Below are 20,099 nucleotides of genomic sequence, written 5' to 3'. Positions count from 1 at the left end.
AAAACCCGACCAGGTTTTCTAGATTCTCGGCTTTTCTTTAATCCCTATTGAGTTTAGTTACCCCTCTCTTGGGGCGCAATAGTCTATAATTGATAGGGTAGTTCACTATCTCAACTTTGGGGTGATAAGAAAAGTCGGACTCTACTGTCTCTCCCCCCAGTCCCCGTGAAGGTTTTCCTAGCGGGTGATTGGGTCTAATCCATTCCATAGTATTTAGTAATTGAGGACAACCCCATGCCTGCTCTCATCGAAAAGTTCCGCCAGGAGCGTTTATCGATTGCTGGAGAGGTAGCTAAACTCTCGCAAGAAGTCCAAGCTTTTTTGTCGGATGTTAAAACTGAAAGACAAAAACAAGCGCAAGAACAGGCAACTGCCTTGCGTCAGTCTTTCCAAAAAGTTCAACAGGAAAGCCACTTGTTTTTAACAGCTACCCAAAAACAGCGTTTAGCTCAAGCGGAAAAGCAAAAAGAGGATTTACGTCAATTTCAAGAACAACGTTTAGCGGCAGCGAAACAGCTAGACAACGACTTACGGCAACAGCGTCTAGATCGAGCCAAACAGCTGAAAGAGGATTTAAGTCAATTCCAAGAACAACGTTTAGCTGAAGCGAAACAGTTGGCGAACGACTTACGCCAACAGCATCTAGATCGAGCTAAACAGCTGAAAGAGGATTTAAGTCAATTCCAAGAACAGCGTTTAGCGGCAGCGAAGCAGCTAGAGGACGAATTACGCCAACTTCATCTAGATCGAGCCAAACAGGTGAAGGATGATTTAAGTCAATTTCAAGAACGACGTTTAGCTGAAGCGAAACAGCTAAAAGACGAATTGCGTCAATTTCGTCAAGATTTGTCTATCTACGTTTTTGGCAAATAAACCTCTAGGTTAATTCCAACCCACTTAAGCCTAGGGCTAGAGTAAAAACCCTCTAGTCCCTTTTCCAGGCTAAACTAGAGGACTATCTGAGAATAAAACAATAAGCCTTTGGTTTTCAACCTACCATGCTGATCCTGCTTTTCTAAGTTCCTAGACTCAACCTAGGAGTGTTGGGTTCCCATTTAGTCCGCTCTAGGTCTCTGGTAAATTAAAAAGTATGATAAAGCTTCACTCAGTCTATAGTTAATGTCGTGATTAGTAGTTTTTTATTGACAAAGGAGGTAAGGGAAAAGGACTGCATCTGGGCTTTTCATTGTTTAAGTCTTGAAAAGTAATCTATACAAGAATTGTAGCCCCTTAGCCCCTTGGCTAATGAATATCCTAAAAATACCTTCAGAATCAAGGTTCTAGAGGTAATTGATGACACTTCCTGATCTTTTGGGATATTATATATTATGAGGTAAGCCTTAAAAGCCGAAGACGATTTTGCCTAATCGGTTATTAAGGGTAGATTTGAACGGGCAATTGTTAGCTCAAGAATACCCGTCCGCTCAAGGCGGGGATTATCAACGGTATTTACTAGACTTCAACTATGACATTTACTGAAACTCAAACAAGAAGATCCGTCCTCAGCCTCCGCCCCGGTCAATTTGTTGTTACGCCTTCGATTGATCAAATTGCCACTCGCGCCTTACGTTATCTAAACGCTGGTTTTTCCATCCATCTATGTGGTCCGGCAGGAACGGGAAAAACCACCTTGGCAATGCACCTGGCCAATTGTTTAGCCAGACCTGTGATGCTAATCTTTGGCGATGATGACTTTACCAGTTCCGATTTAATTGGTAGCCAGTCTGGCTACACCCATAAAAAACTGATGGATAACTATATCCACAGCGTTCTCAAGGTTGAAGACGAGCTAAAACACAATTGGGTGGATTCTCGGTTAACAATGGCCTGTCGAGAAGGGTTTACCCTAGTTTATGATGAGTTCAATCGTTCTCGGCCTGAGGTCAACAACGTTTTACTCTCTGCCTTGGAAGAAAAAATTCTCACCCTGCCCCCCACTAGCCATCAACCCGATTACCTACAAGTCAATTCTCAGTTTCGGGCAATTTTCACCTCCAACCCAGAAGAATACTGTGGGGTTCATGCCACCCAAGATGCTTTAATGGATCGGTTGGTAACTATCAATATGCCTGAACCAGACCAACTAACTCAGACAGAAATTCTTGCTCAAAAAACGGGAATTGGTCGAGAAGATGCTTTATTTATTGTCAACCTTGTCAAAACCTTTCGTGTGAAAACTGCGACTGAAAAAACGTCGGGTTTGCGCTCTTGTTTAATGATTGCTAAAGTCTGCGCCTCTCACGATATTGCGGCCGATTCCTCTGACTCGGACTTCCGTGATATCTGCGCCGATGTTCTGTTGTCCCGCACCAATTTATCTGTTGATAAGTCAAGAGCGATTTTATGGGAAATCCTCGAGGACAATCCGTTAGAATCCTTATCCTTTATAGAGGAAACGGAGCCTTCCGATGCCCAAGCGTCAACTCCTGAGCCTTCGACAGGAAATCAATCGTTAAAAGCCATTCAATCTTTACTGCGAGGCAACTTGCCCCAGCGAAAAGACTAATTTTATACTCTTATTGAGTGAAACCAACCGTGACTTCTTCCACTTTTGCTGGCTCGCTCAAAAACCAGTCAAGCAACTCCCTAAAAACAGCAACTCAAGGTTCGAGTTTAGCGGATATACTCGAACGAGTTTTAGATAAAGGAATTGTAATTGCCGGCGATATTTCCGTTTCGATCGCCTCCACTGAACTTATAAATATCCGCATTCGTTTGTTAATTGCCTCTGTTGATAAAGCCAGGGAAATGGGGATCAACTGGTGGGAAGGAGACCCCTACCTCCATAGCCAATCCCAAGCTTTACTAGCAGAAAATCGGGAACTTTCGCTCCGACTCCAAACCCTGGAAACTGAGCTTGAAACCCTAAAATCCTTAAGCCAATTGAGTGCAATAGAGAGCCATGATACCAGTCCGAACGATGAAGCACATTCCTCAGATGCGTGAAATTCCTCACCTGAATCCTCAAAGGTTAGGAAATTTACACGAGACGATTGCCCCCCTTGATAAGGCCAGGGAAACTGCGATTAACAGCTTGCAAGGTTATCCCTACCTCCCTAGCCAAGGCCAAGCTTTATTCGCAGAAAACCTGGAACTTTCACGCCGACTTCAAACCTTAAAATCCTTAACCAAATGGAGTGTAATGGAGAGACGTGATGGCAGTCCCAACGATCAGGCACATTCCTCGTATATATTGAAATTCCTCAATTGAATCCTCAAACGGTCAAGAAGTTTACAGCAGTTAACGATTGCCTCTGTTGATAGAGCAAGGGAGATGGCAATTAATGGGTGGGCAAGCGACTCCTATCTCTATAGCCAATCCCAAGCCTTATTAACAGAAACGCCGGCAGCTAAACTTTAAGCCTTAAAATCCCTACCCTAATCGGGGGCAATCGAGGGCCATGATACCAGTTAAAATGATCAAGCACATTCCTCCTGTCGGGTAAATTCCTCACCAGAATCTTCACAGGGCAGCGGGAAGTTGACATTGCTTGGTTACATCGTTTTTTCCCTCAGATAAAATTTCTTGGCCAAGCCTCCCACTAGAGACTCACCCTTAAGAACTCCTCATTTACCAACTCCAACCATGACCCTTGCTTGCACACCTTACGATTCTGATAATCAAGCCTTGCTGACCCCTCCAGAAAGTAATAGCCAAGCTGGTTTAGCCCCTTTACTGTTAACTGTTGTGGAACTGGTACGCCAATTGCTCGAAGCCCAAATCATTCGCCGAATGGAAAAAGGGGTTCTCAGTGAGTCTGATTTAGATAGAGCTGCAGAAAGTATCCAAAAATTGCAAGAACAAGTTCTCCATTTGTGTGAAATTTTTGAGGTTGAGCCAGAAGAGTTAAATGTCCACCTAGGAGAGTTTGGCACTCTTTTACCGGAAGCAGGGAGTTATTATCCCGGAAAGGAGGGTGTTAAGCCCTCTGTGTTAGAATTAGTGGATAGACTTCTCAATACAGGAGTTGTTGTGGAAGGAAATGTTGATCTGGGTTTAGCTCAACTAGATCTAATTCACCTCAAGCTTCGTTTGGTTTTAACTTCTCAGCCGGTTTAATTTGGGAGAATACTGATGACAGTGGGTCTTTATTTGTATGGCATATTTCCCGAACCAGTTCCTGACGGACTGGTTTTGCAAGGGATTGATAATGAGCCGGTTCACAGTGAGATGATTGATGGTTTTAGTTTTCTCTACTCCGCTGCTCATAAAGAGAAGTATTTGGCATCCCGTCGCTATTTAATTTGCCATGAAAAAGTATTAGAAACTGTCATGGAAGCAGGGTTTACAACGTTGTTGCCCCTGCGGTTTGGCTTAGTTATCAAAACCTGGGAATCCGTCACCGAACAACTAATTACTCCCTATAAAACCCAACTGAAAGAATTATTTGCTAAACTGTCAGGACAACGAGAGGTTAGCATTAAGATTTTTTGGGATAATAAGTGGGAATTACAAGCGGCTTTGGAGTCTAATCCTAAGTTAAAACAAGAACGGGATGCGATGATGGGGAAAAACTTAAATATGGAAGAAATTATCCATATAGGTCAACTCATTGAAGCTACTGTATTGCAACGGAAACAAGACATTATTCAAGTCTTTAGAGACCAATTAAATCATCGCGCCCAAGAGGTGATTGAAAGCGATCCGATGACGGATGACATGATTTACAATGCAGCTTATTTAATTCCCTGGGAGCAAGAGCCGGAATTTAGCCAAAACGTTGAAGCGATCGATCAGCAGTTTGGTGATCGCCTAAGGATTCGCTATAACAATTTAACTGCACCCTATACCTTTGCCCAACTTATCTAAGGAGAGTATTAGTTATGTTTCTCGATCTTTTATTTCTTCCTGTTACCGGTCCTATTGGGGGTCTGATCTGGATTGGGGAGAAAATTCAAGAGCGTGCAGATATAGAATATGATGAGGCGGAAAATTTGCACAAATTGTTATTATCCTTACAACTATCTTACGATATGGGCAACATTTCTGAGGAGGAGTTTGAAATTCAGGAAGAAGAACTTTTATTAAAAATTCAAGCCTTAGAAGAAGAAGAGGCAGAAAACGAATCTGAATCTTCTCTCTAAACTTGCAATATTTCCCACCACATAGATCATGAACAAAATCACAGATTGTAAGCTTAGTAAGGGCGGATTTGACAAGCTGGAGAACTCGTTGAAGCTTGGTCAGAACTAGCCCTTGGTTAAGCCTTAATATTCTAGGTAAAAAGTTTGGAAATTACTGGAATTATTAGAGGAGTGAGCAACAGTTTTGGGGGAATCAGGTTTTTTAGCTACACTAGGAGGGTTGGCTGTACGCAAATTTTGAATACTTTGTTCTGTAGTCTCAATTTGCTCTGTCACAAACGTGAGACGATTTTTTAATTGCTGAAGCTGCCGCTCCATCATTTCTAATTTTTCTTGGATACGTTGTTTTTCAGTAATTAACTTATAAAGCTCAAGTTGGTGATCTGCTTCAGATTGTTTCCGAGGCATGGTGCTAATTTTAGATCTAATTGGTCTGGGTGGACGAGTGGTTGTCATAACAATCCCTGAATAACTTAGAATATTCTAGCATATCAACGCCCCAATATAAAAATTTGTAAAAAATCGTCAATTTTCTTTCGGTCAACCCTATGAAATTGTACAATCTATATACTTACGCTTTTTTGAAAACCCCCATAGAAAGCCTAAAATTACCCGTTGGAATGGCTAACCCATTGTTACTGATAACTGTTGGCTCTCTCTCGGCCGTAGTCGAACCCGAAGTTGGTTTAGACACTTTACAAAATGATGATGAACGCTTGATTCAATCGGTTTTATGTCATGATCGAGTTATCTGTGAACTATTTCAACAAACCACTATTTTACCCTTACGTTTTGGCACATCTTTTTTAGAGGCAGAAAATTTACTGACTCATCTTTGTTCTCATGCCCAAGAATATCAAGAAAAAATTGAAGAACTTGAGGGAAAAGGAGAATATCTTTTAAAATGTATTCCCCGTAAGCCAGAGGAGCCTGTACTCTCTTCTGAAAGCAAGGGCAGACAATATTTTTTAGCCAAAAAACAGCTTTATGAAGCCCAACAAGATTTTTATACTTTGCAAGGTTCAGAATGGCAGAATCTCGGGCATTTAGTGACCCAAAGCTATCCGTCAACTAGGATTATTACTGCTCCGGGGACAGAATCACGAATTTATCTTTTAGTTAATTTTCAAGAAGAACCTTTACTAATCGAGCAAGTCTTGCATTGGCAGAAAGCCTGCCCCCGTTGGCAATTACAATTAGGACAAGTTTCTCCCCCCTATCACTTTACTTAACTTGATTTCTCTATGACTAACTTTAACTTGGTAAATAACGCTCTAAGTTGCTATGACACTCGACATTTAGTTATGTTTAGTGGCAAAGGAGGAGTGGGAAAAACCACCCTTTCCTGTGGATTTGCTCGCCGTTGGGCTAAATTATTTCCCGAGGAACAAATACTGTTAATCTCAACCGATCCTGCTCATTCTTTAGGGGATGTATTGCAAACAGAAGTTAGCGATCAAGCATCACCTGTAAAAGACTTACCCAACTTAAAAGTTAGGGCATTAGATGCGGAAAAATTGCTCTTAGAATTTAAAGAAAAATACGGAAAATTTTTAGAACTTTTAGTAGAACGGGGCAGTTTTGTTGAAGGAGAAGATTTAACTCCTGTTTGGGATTTAGACTGGCCAGGTTTAGATGAAATCATGGGTCTATTAGAAATTCAACGATTACTAATAGAGAATGTTGTAGATCGAATTGTTGTTGATATGGCTCCCTCTGGTCATACCTTGAATTTATTGGGGATTAAAGACTTTTTAGAGATTATTTTAAATTCTTTAGAGTTGTTTCAAGAAAAACATCGTGTTATTTCGCAAACTTTTTCAAAAACCTACAATGCCGATGATGTGGATGACTTTTTAGTCAAAACACAAGCAGAATTAACCGAAGGCAAACGAATCCTACAAGATCGGGATTTTACCCTTTGTTTAATTGTGGCAATTGCCGAACCGATGAGTTTATTAGAAACCGAACGATTACTCAATAGTTTGCATCACTTAAATATTCCCTGCGGCAGATTATTTATTAATCGCATTCTAACGGATCCTAATCAAAATTTAGATCGCTACAGTGAGCAACAGCAACTCCTCGATAAATTCCTAAAAATTCCAGGTCAAGAGACAATTTTCACCCTGCCCCAACAGGCAAAAGAACCCCTAGGAGGTGAAGCATTAGATCAGATCATGAGTCAAATTGAAATTATCGAAAAAGTAGAATTTATGGCCCCGCCTCCTATTCAATGGCCGCAAAAAATTCTGCCGAGTTTTAGTGATTTTATTGACGACAAACGCCAACTCATTATCATTGGTGGCAAGGGGGGAGTGGGAAAAACCACCGTTGCCGCAGCTATTGGTTGGGCCTTAGCTAATCGTCATCCCGAGCAAAAAATTAGAATTATTTCTATTGATCCGGCTCATTCTTTGGGAGATGCCTTTGGGACAAAGTTAGGACATCAATCCACACAATTAACTGCTAATTTAAGTGGTCAAGAAGTTGATGCTAATATCATTTTAGAAAAATTTCGGGATGATTATTTATGGGAACTGGCAGAAATGATTAGTGGAGAAGGTAAGGAAGAGGGGAACATCAAACTAGCTTATACTCCAGAAGCTTGGCGGCAAATTGTCGCTCAATCTCTGCCAGGAATTGATGAAATGTTGTCCCTAGTAAAAGTAATGGAGTTATTAGACCAGAAACAACAAGATTTGATTATTTTAGATACGGCTCCTACCGGTCATCTCCTGCGATTTTTAGAAATGCCAACGGCTTTAGGAGATTGGTTAAGTTGGATTTTTAAGCTTTGGATGAAGTATAAAGATGTCTTAGGGCGTGTAGATTTAATGGGACGATTGCGAATCTTAAGACAACAGGTGATGTCTGCCCAGGAAAAACTCAAAGACCCCCAACATACAGAATTTATTGGAGTTTTGCAAGCCCAAGATGCCATCGTTGCCGAACAACTGCGATTGACAGCATCTTTGAAAAAAAAGGGAGTCTATCAACGTTACGTCGTGCAGAATCGTTATCATGCTAATGAGGAAATTGATCGGGATTTATTCCCAGATCAAACTTTGATCCGCTTACCCAGTTTACCCCGATCAGTAGAACCTCTAGCCCGGGTAAAAGGCGCGGCAGATCTGTTATTTTAAAGGTAATTAGTCTGATCAAGTCTGACTTCTTAACCCCATCTATTACCCAGTCCCCATCCTTCACTTGACTCAGGAGAAATTTTATGGTAGAACTATTCAAAGGCTTTGAGCAATTAGTCGAACTGGCTAAAACCTTAGAGGAAAAACTGGAAAAAGGGGAAATTAAAACCGAAGTGCAGTTTAACTCTCGTCCCTTGAGTAACATCCCCCGTGCTGGCGGTATTCCCCGTTCAGGGGGAGTTTCTCGCCCGAACAATTCTGGTGGGGATGATTTTGAGGTTAATCGCAATCGCGATACCCCCACCGATTCAGGGGTTGAAGACAGTGTGACACCGCCCGAAGGACCGACCACGGCTTCCCTGAAAGATGTTGGTGGCTTGACGGAAGTGATCAAAGAACTCAAGGAACTAATTGCCATTCCTCTGAAACGCCCCGACTTATTGGCCAAGTTAGGACTTGAACCCACTCGCGGCGTTCTCTTAGTCGGCCCCCCTGGAACCGGTAAAACCCTGACCGCCCGTGCTTTGGCCGAAGAACTCGGTGTTAACTATATTGCCTTAGTCGGACCAGAGGTGATCAGCAAATATTATGGGGAGGCTGAGCAAAAACTGCGGGGAATTTTTGAGAAAGCCAGTAAGAATGCGCCTTGTATCGTTTTTATTGACGAAATTGATAGCATGGCACCCGATCGCAGTAAAGTTGAAGGGGAAGTAGAAAAAAGACTGGTAGCCCAATTGTTGGGTTTAATGGATGGCTTTGCCCAAAGCCAGGGGGTGATTGTTCTAGCGGCGACAAACCGTCCCGACCATCTTGACCCTGCCCTCCGTCGCCCTGGACGGTTTGACCGAGAAGTCCTCTTTCGGGTGCCTGACCGCAAGGGCCGTTTAGAAATCCTGCAAATTCTCACCCGTTCCATGCCCCTAGATGAATCAGTTTCCTTAGATCTGATTGCCGATAACGCGGTGGGATTTGTCGGGTCAGATTTAAAAGCCGTTTGCCAGAAAGCGGCCTATAGTGCTTTGCGGCGCCAGGTTCCTACGATTGACTCGCGAATTCCAGAAACAATGACGGTAGTCCAAGCCGACTTTTTGCAAGCCCTTAAAGAAGTTAAACCGGCGGTATTGCGCTCTGTGGAGGTGGAATCTCCCCATGTGGCCTGGGACAATATTGGCGGACTTGAACAGATTAAACAAACCCTACAGGAGTCCGTGGAAGGGGCATTACTCCATCCGCAATTATATACGCAAACCAAAGCCCAAGCTCCCAAAGGTATTTTACTTTGGGGTCCCCCCGGAACGGGAAAAACCTTATTGGCCAAAGCGGTTGCATCTCAGGCGCGAGCTAATTTTATCAGTATTAATGGACCTGAGCTTTTGAGTAAATGGGTGGGGGCGAGCGAACAAGCGGTGCGTGAGTTGTTTGCCAAAGCTCGTCAGGCAGCCCCTTGTGTGGTTTTTATTGATGAAATTGATACTTTAGCACCGGCAAGAGGTCGTTATAGTGGAGATTCAGGAGTGAGTGACCGGGTTGTGGGACAAATCCTCACGGAGTTAGATGGGTTGCAAACGGCGGCAACGATTTTAGTGATTGGAGCCACTAATCGCCCAGATGCCTTAGATCCAGCCTTATTGCGAGCGGGACGGTTAGATTTACAGTTAAAAGTTGATTTACCCAATGCCTCTAGTCGTTTAGCAATTCTCGGAGTCCATAATGATGAACGTCCTTTAGAGGATGTGGATTTAGGCTATTGGGCCGAGGCAACGGAAGGCTGGAATGGTGCAGATTTATCGTTATTATGTAACCAAGCGGCACTGATGGCAATTCGTCGTTATCGCCATCAGGGAATGACTGACCCGGCTGATATTCGCATTACAACGGCTGATTTTAATCATGCTTATCAACTGTTGGTTGAACAGCGTGCCAATTGATTTTTTTCCCCCTTACTTTAAGTAAGGGGGGAGAATCTCAACTCAGGAAAACTATCGTACAAAAGAAAAATTCGCCAAAATGTCTGCATTGACTGTTTGTCGGTGCTATTGTCTAGCTTTTGAGCGTTTTTTCCAGCTGGGCTACCCTTGCTTTCTGTTGCTTCAAATCGGCTAGTTGTTTTAGTAACTGTTCTCTTACTTCATAGCGATAGGCAAAAAAATGCTCACCTATCCCTAGGGTTGCTAGATACTCTTCTAGCAGACGGGGTTTGACCCAGGCAATCACTGCCAGTTGCCACCAGAAACGGAACCGCGTCGGTCGGACAATCCCCTGCCGCCAGAGCAAGGAACGGAACAATTGCCACTGTTGCCAATCTAATTTACGGTTCGATTTGCCGCGCCATCCCCCCATGATCATGAAATGGTTGAAGGTTCGTTTCAGGTAGTTAACAGGATCGTAGATTTCCCAGAAAGCGTCGATGTATTCTTCGGTAATCTCTTCCACCGGGCGAGTTGGCTCAAAGTTCATCATGGCTCCCTGATGGACAGTGCCCATGCCATCTACCAGACGACCTTCCCGTTGCAGGCGATTCCACAGGGCGGTATTTTTCAGTGCCTGGAGCAGGCTAAACTGCCCCTGGGGAATACTCGCCTCCATAATAAAATCTTTGATCCGCTGCCCTGCGCCTGGTTTCTCATTGTCAAAACCGATAATGAAGCCAGACATAATCTGCAGCCCCATGCGGGTAATTTTGTGACAGGATTCGATCAGGGATTGGCGGGTGTTTTGAACCTTGTTAATGCCCATTAAGCTATCGGTATCTGGTGTCTCAATCCCCATAAACACCAGCATAAAGCCGGCCTTGACCATTAACTCGATCAGTTCGCTGTCTTCAGCCAGATTAAGGGAAGCTTCCGTAATCAGTTTAAAGGGATACTGGTGTTGTTCCATCCAGGGGATCAACTCCCGCAGAAACACCTTGGCATTCCGCTTATTGCCAATGAAGTTGTCATCCACAACAAAAATGTAGCGCCTCCAGCCCAGTTGATATAACGTCTCCAACTCAGCCAACATTTGTTCTGGGGTTTTGGTGCGCGGTTTGCGGCCATAGAGGTTGATGATGTCACAAAATTCGCATTGAAAGGGGCAACCCCGAGAAAACTGCACGGTAATCGCCAGATAGGCATCCAGATCTAGTAGATCATAGCGGGCGATCGGTGTCATGGTGACATCGGGTTTCTCACTGGCTCTAAAGACACCACTCGGTTCACCCCGCTCCAGGGCTGCCAGGAACAGCGGGATTGTCAGTTCTCCTTCATCCAGAATCAGGTAATCTGCTCCAGCTTTTTGGGCAACTTCTGGATAGGAGGTGGGGTAAGGCCCGCCCACCGCCACTTTTTTACCCAACTGCAACCCTTTGGCAATCAATTCTTGAAAGTCCTTTTTCTGAATGATCATGGCGGAGATGATGACCAAATCGCACCACTCCCAATCGGAAGCCGTTTCTAATCGGACATTGCGATCAACAAACCGGATTTCCCAATCCGATGGTAACAGGGCTGCCACCGTAATTAAACCCAGAGGCGGATTGGTTGATCTTAAACCGGCTAGATCTAAAGTCTCTTGATAGGACCAAAAGGAGTTGGGCATCAGCGGCCACAGTAATAGGGCTTTCATTCAGGTGTCTCCAATGAAGAAGCTAGATGCTTTACATACTAGCCACAAAGCCCAAGTCGATCAAGACTTTTTTTTTACTCATAAATTAGTTCTAAATATAGCATTTCCTGTTCACAAAAGGTACATTGTTGAGGTTGAAAAGCTTAATCAGCAAAGGTTTAACTGTGCCACACAGGTGTGAGAACTGCTATAAATTATGAAAAAATAGCTATTTTTTGGAGATTAGCACAATTAAATGAATGATGCTTGCTAAAAACTCCTGTTTTCCCATTTTTATCAATGCAATGTAGAGGCTGTTTGCCTCTTTTGGGTATTTTTGGGTAAGTTTACTAAAAAATGCTGATTCTGAAAAACCCTCTTAAAATTCGCAAGCACCGAATAGTAAGGGTTTCGTTTCAGTCACTAGGAAGTCTATTTGATCGGTAAAACACCAGTTACTAGACATCTCGACAATGACTATTTCTGGTCAGATAAACATAAGCGTAATTACACTATTTTATACCGAACCATCATGACTTAACTACCAGAAAATATAGTTTCTGTCTCTTTAATTTTGGATGATGAATAAATTAAATAACTTGTAATTATAGTCAGATTTATGACCAATATTAATTATATTCAGCTAGTTGATCCGATTAATTCTCCTCCCTTAGCAGAGGAACAATCTCGCAGATGGCCAGTCAATCATACTTGGGTGCGATTGTCTGGTTTTAACTAACTGCGGTAAAATTAACCTAAACTCTCTATCGGCAAATTCGATGACTTCCTTCACTACTTCCCTGGCTCTTTTAAGTCAATTTAAATTGGGAGATTTAAACTTAGAAAATCGTCTTGTGCTTGCTCCCATGACGCGAGCGCGAGCCGGAGAAAAACGTCTTGCTAATGAGATAATGGCCGAATATTACCGGCAAAGGGCCAGCGCCGGATTAATGATTACAGAAGCGACGGTAATTTCTCCCCAAGCTAACGGTTGGCAAAATACCCCCGGTATCTACACCGATGAACAAGCGCAAGCATGGCAAATAGTGACAAAAATCGCCCAAAGAAAAGGAACACCAATTTTTTGTCAATTGTGGCACTGTGGTCGCGCTTCTCATTCTAGTTTTCAGGAAAATGGCGCTTTACCCGTTGCCCCTTCCGCAATTAAGATTAAGGGGGAGTTGCATACACCCATCGGCAAACAGCCCTACGAGACCCCTAGAGCCTTAGAAACCGAGGAAATCGCCGCAATTGTCGCCGATTACCGTCAAGCCGCTCAGAGGGCAAAATTAGCGGGGTTTGATGGCATAGAAATTCACGGGGCCAATGGTTATTTAATCGATACTTTTCTACAATCTGTTACTAATCAGCGTCAGGATAAGTACGGTGGCAGTTTGGCAAATCGCTATCGTTTTTTACAGGAAGTAGTCGAGGCAATTTTAACTGTTTTTCCCAGTCATCGGGTGGGGGTGCGTCTGTCTCCCAATGGGGTTTATAATGACATGGGTTCCGAGGATTTTCGAGAAACTTTTCTCTATGTTGCCCAAAGATTAAATGAGTACAATTTAGCTTATTTGCATCTGCTAGATGGCTTGGCTTTTGGTTTTCATGAAAAGGGTAAACCGATGCTTTTATCCGAGTTTCGGGCTGTTTTTAATAGTGCTTTAATCGGCAATTGCGGTTATACAAAAGAAACTGCTGAAGCCGCTATTCAGTTAGGAGATGCGGATTTAATTGCTTTCGGTCGCCCCTATATCAGTAATCCCGATTTGGTGGAAAGATTCGCCAATAATTGGCCTCTTAATCCCGATGCTGAGATGAAGGATTGGTATTCTTTTGACAAGGAAGGTTATATCGATTTTCCCAGTTATAAACCCTAGTTAAGTAGGTAGGCGTTAAAAATTATCAGACACCCTCCTATCCCTTATAGGCATCTTTCTTAACAATTTTTTCAGTAAGCACTCCAACCCTTATCCTGACTTGATTTCAGTTTTTTCTTTGTTTTGTAAGGGTGTCAACAAGGAATATTACAAATTGTTAACCGAGTCTTGAAAGCCTTGTGCTACAAGGGTTTGAAATGTTAAGAAAGATTTGACTAAAGGACAGCAGGCAATGGTGACTATTTGCCCGAATAAACCCGCTAAAACTGAGACTATGGCTAAACTTAAGAACTCTTGGCTAAATCCCAGAAAACACACCTATTTTACTCGCAACGAAAAAACCGGGAAAAAAATCAAAGTCACCCAAGAGTTACCCAGTTTTAAGGCATTAGGTAAGGATGGCCTATGTCGGTTGCTATTTTATGAGACTAGGCTACTTTACCAACTTTTGACACACAATTTAGTAAAGTGATCTTTGGGACAAGATGGCTCTTCTGGTTTCTGTGTGGAAACGAAGCCTATACTGATAGTTTCTTCGGCAAAATAGTCGTAAAAGTCTTTCTCCGTCAACATTTCACGATTCCATAAGCAAAAATTATCACACAAAGTCGAGAAGAGCCACAAGATTGAGTTTAAAATCTGAAATAGATAATTTTTTTAAGGGATTGAGTTAAGTTTATGGCAGATATTGTCGATATTGCGGTCAGTGCCGATAATTTTAAAACTCTAGTGACGGCGGTACAAGCGGCTAATCTTGTGGATGCCCTAAAAAGTCCTGGCCCCTTCACGGTTTTTGCCCCCACCGACGAAGCTTTTGCCAAATTGCCCCCCGGGACGATTACAACCCTAGTGCAGAATATCCCCCAATTAACCCGAATTCTCACCTATCACGTCGCTGCGGGCAAATATATGCAGGAAGATTTGGCAAAATTGGCTGTAGTGACTTCTCTAGAGGGTTCACCGATTCCCGTCGATTGTAGCGAAGGTTTTGAGGTGAAAAATGCCACGGTGGTCGCGGGTAATATCGAGGCGGATAATGGTGTGATCCACGTCATCGATACGGTGATCCTGATGGGTTAGTTTTTGACCATCTTTTGCCCGGTCTGCATCTAGGGCAAATCTGTCTTATTTAGTAACTAAATATACAGATACTTTTGCCTGTTTATGGTTCCAATGCTCGCCAGAGGAAAATGCCCACTTTCTGCACTTTCTTGTCTGTACCTGTTCAGACTAAATCCTGTTATTAAAGACTGATTATCTATTGATCCTTTTGCCTATTACATGAGTAGAAAACGGGTTTCTCCGAGAAACCCGTTTTCTGTGCGTTACTCAACGGATTTAGTATTAGCCATCTCGACAGTAATGGCAGCTCAGTTATCAGTTATCAGATGTTAGTTTTCAGTTCACTGATTACTGTTTACTGGACGGCTACGCCGTGCCTTTGGCAACACTGAAAAAAGCTTACCTATTCCCCAGAAGCATGAGGACCGATTTTGAGAACTAAAACCCCTAAAGGTGGTAAACAGAGATCGATCGAGTAGGGACGGCTATGATAGGACCATTCCTCCGACCATTTACCGCCAAGGTTGCCCATATTACTACCGCCATATTTACCCGCATCGCTGTTAAAGATTTCCTGATAAAAACCGGGATGGGGTACACCAACGCGATAATGGCTGTGGGGTTGGGGAGTAAAATTACAGACCACCACCAGAAACTCCTGCCAATTTTTGCTCCAGCGCAGGAAAGAAACGACGCTATGACTATTATCACTACAGTCGATCCACTCAAAGCCATCCTGACCAAAATCCTGGGTATATAAAGCAGGTTCACTCTTATAGGTGGCGTTCAAATCTGAGAAAAAGCGTTTTAGCTGTTGATGGGGTTGATGCTGCAAAAGACCCCACTCCAAATCACCCCAAACATTCCACTCACTCCACTGGCCAAATTCCATGCTCATAAACATGGTTTTCTTGCCGGGGTGGGTAAACATATAACTAAATAATGCCCGGACATTGGCGAATTTTTGCCACTCATCCCCCGGCATTTTGCCAATCATATTACTTTTGCCGTGAACCACTTCATCGTGGGACAAAGCCAGCATATAATTCTCGCTGTGGTTATACCACATACTAAAAGTGACATTATTTTGATGGAATTGACGGAACCAGGGATCCATGCCGAAATAATCGAGCATATCGTGCATCCAGCCCATATTCCACTTCAAATTAAAGCCTAAACCGCCCATATAGGTGGGCCAGGACACCATCGGCCAAGCGGTGGATTCTTCGGCAATTGACAGAATTCCGGGGAAATAGCTAAAAATTACATGATTGACTTGACGCAGGAATTCGGCGGCCTCTAAATTCTCCCGGCCACCGTACTCGTTGGCCACCCATTCCCCATCTTTACGACAATAATCGAGATAGAGCATAGAAGCCACCGCATCCACTCGAATACCGTCAATATGGTACTTATCGAACCAAAATAGGGCATTAGCCACCAGGAAATTTCTGACTTCGTTGCGACCGTAGTTAAAAATTAAGGTTCCCCATTCCTTGTGTTCCCCTTTGCGCGGGTCGCCGTGTTCATAAAGATGAGTACCATCAAAGAAAGCTAACCCGTGGCCATCTTTGGGGAAGTGACCGGGGACCCAATCCACTAGCACACCAAGGCCATTTTGGTGACATTGATCGACAAAATACATAAAATCTTCAGGATTGCCGTAGCGACTGGTGGGGGCAAAATAACCCGTCACTTGATAACCCCAAGAACCATCAAAAGGATGCTCGGCGATCGGTAATAATTCGATATGGGTGTAACCTAATTCTTTAACGTAGGGAATTAGTTTTTGGGCTAACTCGTAGTAACTCAAAAAGCGGGCCCCAGTGTTCCATTCCGACACGGGAACCGCTTCTCCTTCCCCGGAAAGTAAACGGGGTGGTTCGGCGCTAGAAGCGTGCAGCCAAGAACCGAGGTGTAATTCGTAAACGGAAACCGGTTGAGTTAAAGGATCGCTATGGCGGCGTTTTTCCATCCAATCGCTATCATCCCAAGTATAGCTATCTAAATTGGCCACGATCGAGGCGGTTTTCGGGCGTACTTCTTGGGCAAAACCGTAGGGATCAGATTTTTCGTAAATATGACCTTCCCAATTTTTGATCTCGTATTTATATTTAGTGCCAACACCGATTTCCGGGATAAACAATTCCCAGACCATATTATTACGTTTCCGCATTTGGTGATCACGACCATCCCAGTTATTAAAATCACCAATAATCGAGACATTGCGAGCATTAGGAGCCCAAACGGCAAAATAAACCCCTTTAATACCCTCGATTTCGGCTAAATGCGCCCCTAATTTTTCATAAATGCGATGATGGTTGCCCTCCCCAAACAGGTGTAAATCAAAATCGCTAAGTTTGGCAGAACGGAAGGCATAGGAATCATAGATTACCCGTTCCTGTTCTCCCTCGTGGATGCGTAATTGATAATTGTTCAGTTCACCGATATCGATAACGCACTCGAAAAAATGGGGGTGATAAGCGGTCGTCATGGGATATTCTTGTCTTTGGGACGGTAAAATAACCCAGGCGGCCGTGGTTTTCGGTAAATAGGCTCTAACAACCCATTTATTGACTTTTCCTTCTTCTTCTAGGGGATGGGCCCCCAAAACCTCAAAGGGATCGTGATGGAGGTTGTTGACGATTTGATGGACTTGTTCGGGGGATACCACTATAGACATTCATTTACCACTCTTGACATCTACAATACTTATAGCAAGGAAATAGTCATTTTTTCCCTGCCTTCTGGGAATTCTCAAACTAATGATATATTCTGCCTACTTAGGGTCTGCTGAAAAAGTTTTTCGTGGGGGTAGGGTGTGGGGTGTGGGGTGTAGGGTGCGGGGTGTGGGGAAGTGGGAAGAATAAATAAAATAATCTCCTGTCTCCTGACGACCGACGACCGACGACCGACTCCTGACCCTAACAACAATTTTTGATTTTTACAAGAGGTCTATGGTAAAACTGCCAATTTAATCTCGATTTGGTCATTCTCGATGTTAATCTAGCGGATAGCCTCGAATTTGACCTACTCTACATCTCTACAAAGTTGTCAACTGGAACGAGTTTGATCCCTAGTAGATTGACTTTCTTCTAATTCAGCTTTGATTTTTACCGAGTCTTCAATCTGCTGGGCCTCTCGCTTAAATTCACTTTCAAATTCCTTGGATGCTTCTTGAAATCCTCGAATAGTTTTGCCTAAACTGCGACCGATTTCTGGTAATTTCTTCGGTCCGAAAACTAGCAGGGCAATCAAGAGAATTAACCCCATTTCTGGCAATCCAATCCCAAAAATATTCATGTGTTTGCTCCTAATAAAAAACTTGCGGTGGGCAATAACCCACCTGCTAAAGTCCGAGAGACAATTCTGCGGCCAAAAATGCCGACAAGATTGTTGGAATCTGCTTACTGACCCCAATCCACATTAAATCCTTCTAAAATTAGGGAGGAGTTGTAGATCTGTAAAATAATCAGCAAAAAGACTAAAAACAGAGCCATAAACACTCCCATCAGCAAGGTAGTTCCCCAACCGGGAGAAACTTTACCATATTCTGAGTTGAGGGGACGAAGGATTTCACCTAAGCGTGTACGCTGTGCCATAAGTTACCAAGAAAGATCTGTAAATGATAATTTTGTATTGATCCGTAATTTGACGAACTGCCAACTGGTCAACCCAGTGAGATAAAATCTACTGCTGTTTCCAGTGGAACTTTTTTGGTTTAATTCCTAACGGAATCGTTTTTCGCCTGCCCTGCCACGCCCACAAGAATCTGCAAGCGCCTACAGTACGGGAATTATTCTAACATTGTTTGGTAATCTTCTCAGGATTTAGGAGATGGTCAATAGGGACTGACAGGTGTAGGTATTTTACAACTAAGAGGAAGGGGAGTAGTAAAAAGCATCAACGGGGGTGAGAGGGAAAGAACTTCAACGTTGACATCCTCGCCGCCCTAAAAGTGCGGCGATTCCTAAACCTCACGATTTAAGTTTCTGCTTCCACCACCGTCGCATACCACAGTTAAAAAACCATGTACTGTCTTACACAGAGTCCACAGACTTTCGCCCCATTTCAGAAGCCCGATTCCGTGTGTCCCACGGTACGTTGACCGCCTATAGCTTCTTGTACTTGTTGCGCGCGACTTTTTACCCGGCCAAGCTTTTCTGGTCGGAACCCCCTAAGCCTAGTTTTCAAGGTGCTGCGCCGTCCACTTGGTTTTCGAGACTGGCCTTTTAATTCTAACGTAAAGCCAACCTAGAACGGCGGGGTTTCAGACCCAAAATTTCCGATGAAGGTGAATCGACAAACCTTTCAGTAAATCAGCAACTAGGGTAATAGAACCCAGAAGAAAACAAGAAAGCTGACGTAAGGGTTTGAGGTGGAGAGTTTTACTAAAGACAGTATGTTGGGGGGGAAGTTGCTCTAAATTGGGTTCAGGAGATTGATTTTCCGCTTCTCCACCCAGCATAACCGTCCAGAGAGTGGCTACAGCCATAGCTAACCAAAGGCATTCGGCACGCTGTGGGTCAAGCAGGCTTTGTGTTTTGCCATTGCCAGCCGTCGGAGGGGAGTGGGTTTTGAAAGTTCGATTGGGAGTTTTATCATCTTATTCCATATTACCGAAGCAAAAAGCAAGCCGGCTGTACGGTCGTTAGGGAGAATAGCCTATCACCACAAGGCAAAAACCTTACTGCGACATGGCATCCCACAATTCGCTGAAAACCATAACTATACTTGCATTAGGGAACGCACCCTACCAGAGCTGATATTTGAGTAAGCCAGACAGGAGCCAGAAAAAGATATTTATCAGAAAAGTCATGATCAAGCTAGAGGTTTAAAGACTGATCGGGTTCCAATTATTTTTATTAATAAATATTTTACATAATTCATACCAGGTAAGCAAGAGAGCTACGCCACTACTACCGAATCATTACCAGCGGCAGCAACGTTGTAGCCAATTTTGATCCCAAAGAGCCGAGAATGGGGGTGTTTCTCGCTCAATAAGTCAGCAGCGTGTAAGCCATTTTCATCAACTTTGTAGTCACCTGTTTCAATGTCAATGATGACCATCTTGCCAATGTTTTCTTCAACTTCCACCTCTTGGCGGATTCTGCTTTCGTACAGTTTCTCTGCACGTTGAGCAACTTCTTCACGGCTTAAAAGGATTGCTTGCATATACTAACTCCTGATTACGATTTGACTTCTGGAGACCTCTCTATAATATCTCATACTAAATCCGGGTAATAGATAATCAGTTTTCAATAACCGGATTTAGTATAAAGCTCTTCTGGGACTCTGGCAAAAGTCTTACAGTCTCTAAACTCTAGCTCTCTTATGGGGT

At 43.4% G+C, this 20,099-nt stretch carries 20 protein-coding genes; 12 read left to right on the top strand and 8 right to left on the bottom strand.

The features are described from left to right. Positions 1–234: 234 nt before the first annotated feature. The 7 genes from gvpC to ACQY1Y_RS17360 all read left to right on the top strand — a co-directional run bounded on the left by gvpC (position 235) and on the right by ACQY1Y_RS17360 (position 5,085). Positions 235–873, top strand: a complete 639-nt coding sequence (gene gvpC, locus ACQY1Y_RS17390) for a gas vesicle protein GvpC (RefSeq protein WP_002736872.1) — start codon at positions 235–237, stop codon at positions 871–873. Between the two features lie 592 nt (positions 874–1,465). Further along, positions 1,466–2,506 carry a gas vesicle protein GvpN gene (gvpN, locus tag ACQY1Y_RS17385; RefSeq protein ID WP_430013227.1) on the top strand — a complete coding sequence of 347 codons (1,041 nt, stop codon included), beginning with the start codon at positions 1,466–1,468 and terminating at the stop codon, positions 2,504–2,506. A gap of 29 nt (positions 2,507–2,535) precedes the next feature. Continuing rightward, positions 2,536–2,946, top strand: a complete 411-nt coding sequence (locus ACQY1Y_RS17380) for a gas vesicle protein (protein WP_002796982.1) — start codon at positions 2,536–2,538, stop codon at positions 2,944–2,946. Then, entirely contained in the window at positions 2,903–3,211 is a 309-nt protein-coding gene (locus tag ACQY1Y_RS17375) for a hypothetical protein (protein WP_002803843.1), read from the top strand. Before ACQY1Y_RS17380 ends, ACQY1Y_RS17375 begins: the two co-directional genes overlap by 44 nt. A gap of 375 nt (positions 3,212–3,586) precedes the next feature. Then, on the top strand, positions 3,587–4,060 hold the full coding sequence (locus ACQY1Y_RS17370; protein ID WP_002755316.1) for a gas vesicle protein K: 474 nt from the start codon (positions 3,587–3,589) through the stop codon (positions 4,058–4,060). Positions 4,061–4,075: 15 nt separating this feature from the next. Further along, a complete protein-coding gene (locus ACQY1Y_RS17365) occupies positions 4,076–4,810 on the top strand; it encodes a GvpL/GvpF family gas vesicle protein (protein WP_002755315.1) in 735 nt (244 codons plus the stop codon). A 14-nt stretch (positions 4,811–4,824) separates the two neighbouring features. Further along, a complete protein-coding gene (locus ACQY1Y_RS17360) occupies positions 4,825–5,085 on the top strand; it encodes a gas vesicle protein GvpG (protein ID WP_002736124.1) in 261 nt (86 codons plus the stop codon). Positions 5,086–5,208: 123 nt separating this feature from the next. Here ACQY1Y_RS17360 and ACQY1Y_RS17355 read toward each other — a convergent pair whose 3' ends face one another. After that, complete coding sequence (locus ACQY1Y_RS17355; protein ID WP_002755304.1) at positions 5,209–5,541, bottom strand: gas vesicle protein; 333 nt, start codon at positions 5,539–5,541, stop codon at positions 5,209–5,211. Between the two features lie 92 nt (positions 5,542–5,633). Between ACQY1Y_RS17355 and ACQY1Y_RS17350 the strand changes: the two genes are divergently transcribed. From ACQY1Y_RS17350 to ACQY1Y_RS17340, 3 genes are all read left to right on the top strand, one after another. Further along, positions 5,634–6,317: a GvpL/GvpF family gas vesicle protein gene (locus tag ACQY1Y_RS17350; RefSeq protein ID WP_002735492.1), complete on the top strand. Its 684-nt coding sequence runs from the start codon at positions 5,634–5,636 to the stop codon at positions 6,315–6,317. 12 nt (positions 6,318–6,329) lie between these two features. After that, entirely contained in the window at positions 6,330–8,231 is a 1,902-nt protein-coding gene (locus tag ACQY1Y_RS17345) for an ArsA family ATPase (RefSeq protein ID WP_430013226.1), read from the top strand. An 83-nt stretch (positions 8,232–8,314) separates the two neighbouring features. After that, positions 8,315–10,159, top strand: a complete 1,845-nt coding sequence (locus ACQY1Y_RS17340; RefSeq protein WP_430013225.1) for an AAA family ATPase — start codon at positions 8,315–8,317, stop codon at positions 10,157–10,159. Positions 10,160–10,271: 112 nt separating this feature from the next. On the opposite strand, the gene ACQY1Y_RS17335 is transcribed toward ACQY1Y_RS17340, so the two are convergent. Next, positions 10,272–11,837: a B12-binding domain-containing radical SAM protein gene (locus ACQY1Y_RS17335; protein ID WP_002737603.1), complete on the bottom strand. Its 1,566-nt coding sequence runs from the start codon at positions 11,835–11,837 to the stop codon at positions 10,272–10,274. Positions 11,838–12,595: 758 nt separating this feature from the next. On the opposite strand from ACQY1Y_RS17335, the gene ACQY1Y_RS17330 reads away from it, so the two are divergent. Further along, positions 12,596–13,696, top strand: a complete 1,101-nt coding sequence (locus ACQY1Y_RS17330) for an alkene reductase (RefSeq protein ID WP_430013224.1) — start codon at positions 12,596–12,598, stop codon at positions 13,694–13,696. A 438-nt stretch (positions 13,697–14,134) separates the two neighbouring features. Here ACQY1Y_RS17330 and ACQY1Y_RS17325 read toward each other — a convergent pair whose 3' ends face one another. After that, positions 14,135–14,320, bottom strand: a complete 186-nt coding sequence (locus tag ACQY1Y_RS17325; RefSeq protein ID WP_002747899.1) for a hypothetical protein — start codon at positions 14,318–14,320, stop codon at positions 14,135–14,137. Between the two features lie 54 nt (positions 14,321–14,374). On the opposite strand from ACQY1Y_RS17325, the gene ACQY1Y_RS17320 reads away from it, so the two are divergent. Continuing rightward, entirely contained in the window at positions 14,375–14,776 is a 402-nt protein-coding gene (locus ACQY1Y_RS17320) for a fasciclin domain-containing protein (RefSeq protein ID WP_002736196.1), read from the top strand. A gap of 385 nt (positions 14,777–15,161) precedes the next feature. On the opposite strand, the gene glgB is transcribed toward ACQY1Y_RS17320, so the two are convergent. From glgB to ACQY1Y_RS17295, 5 genes are all read right to left on the bottom strand, one after another. Beyond that, positions 15,162–17,441: a 1,4-alpha-glucan branching enzyme gene (gene glgB, locus ACQY1Y_RS17315; protein ID WP_002737827.1), complete on the bottom strand. Its 2,280-nt coding sequence runs from the start codon at positions 17,439–17,441 to the stop codon at positions 15,162–15,164. Positions 17,442–17,812: 371 nt separating this feature from the next. Next, on the bottom strand, positions 17,813–18,061 hold the full coding sequence (locus ACQY1Y_RS17310; RefSeq protein ID WP_002735474.1) for a TatA/E family twin arginine-targeting protein translocase: 249 nt from the start codon (positions 18,059–18,061) through the stop codon (positions 17,813–17,815). Positions 18,062–18,165: 104 nt separating this feature from the next. Next, positions 18,166–18,360, bottom strand: coding sequence for a photosystem II reaction center phosphoprotein PsbH (psbH, locus tag ACQY1Y_RS17305; protein ID WP_002736544.1), 195 nt, complete (start codon positions 18,358–18,360; stop codon positions 18,166–18,168). A 668-nt stretch (positions 18,361–19,028) separates the two neighbouring features. Next, positions 19,029–19,253 (bottom strand): hypothetical protein, encoded by a 225-nt coding sequence (locus tag ACQY1Y_RS17300; RefSeq protein WP_002736478.1) that lies wholly within the window; start codon positions 19,251–19,253, stop codon positions 19,029–19,031. Positions 19,254–19,666: 413 nt separating this feature from the next. Then, the gene (locus ACQY1Y_RS17295; protein ID WP_002737355.1) at positions 19,667–19,933 is read right to left on the bottom strand and encodes a hypothetical protein; all 267 of its coding nucleotides are present in this window, start codon (positions 19,931–19,933) and stop codon (positions 19,667–19,669) included. Positions 19,934–20,099 lie beyond the last annotated feature (166 nt).

The organism is Microcystis ichthyoblabe FBCC-A1114, assembly GCF_050500245.1.
In the GTDB taxonomy this organism is placed as follows: Bacteria; Cyanobacteriota; Cyanobacteriia; order Cyanobacteriales; family Microcystaceae; genus Microcystis; species Microcystis ichthyoblabe_A.
The sequence above is the reverse complement of the archived record's forward strand: the minus strand, read 5'-3'. Positions and strand labels throughout refer to the sequence as shown.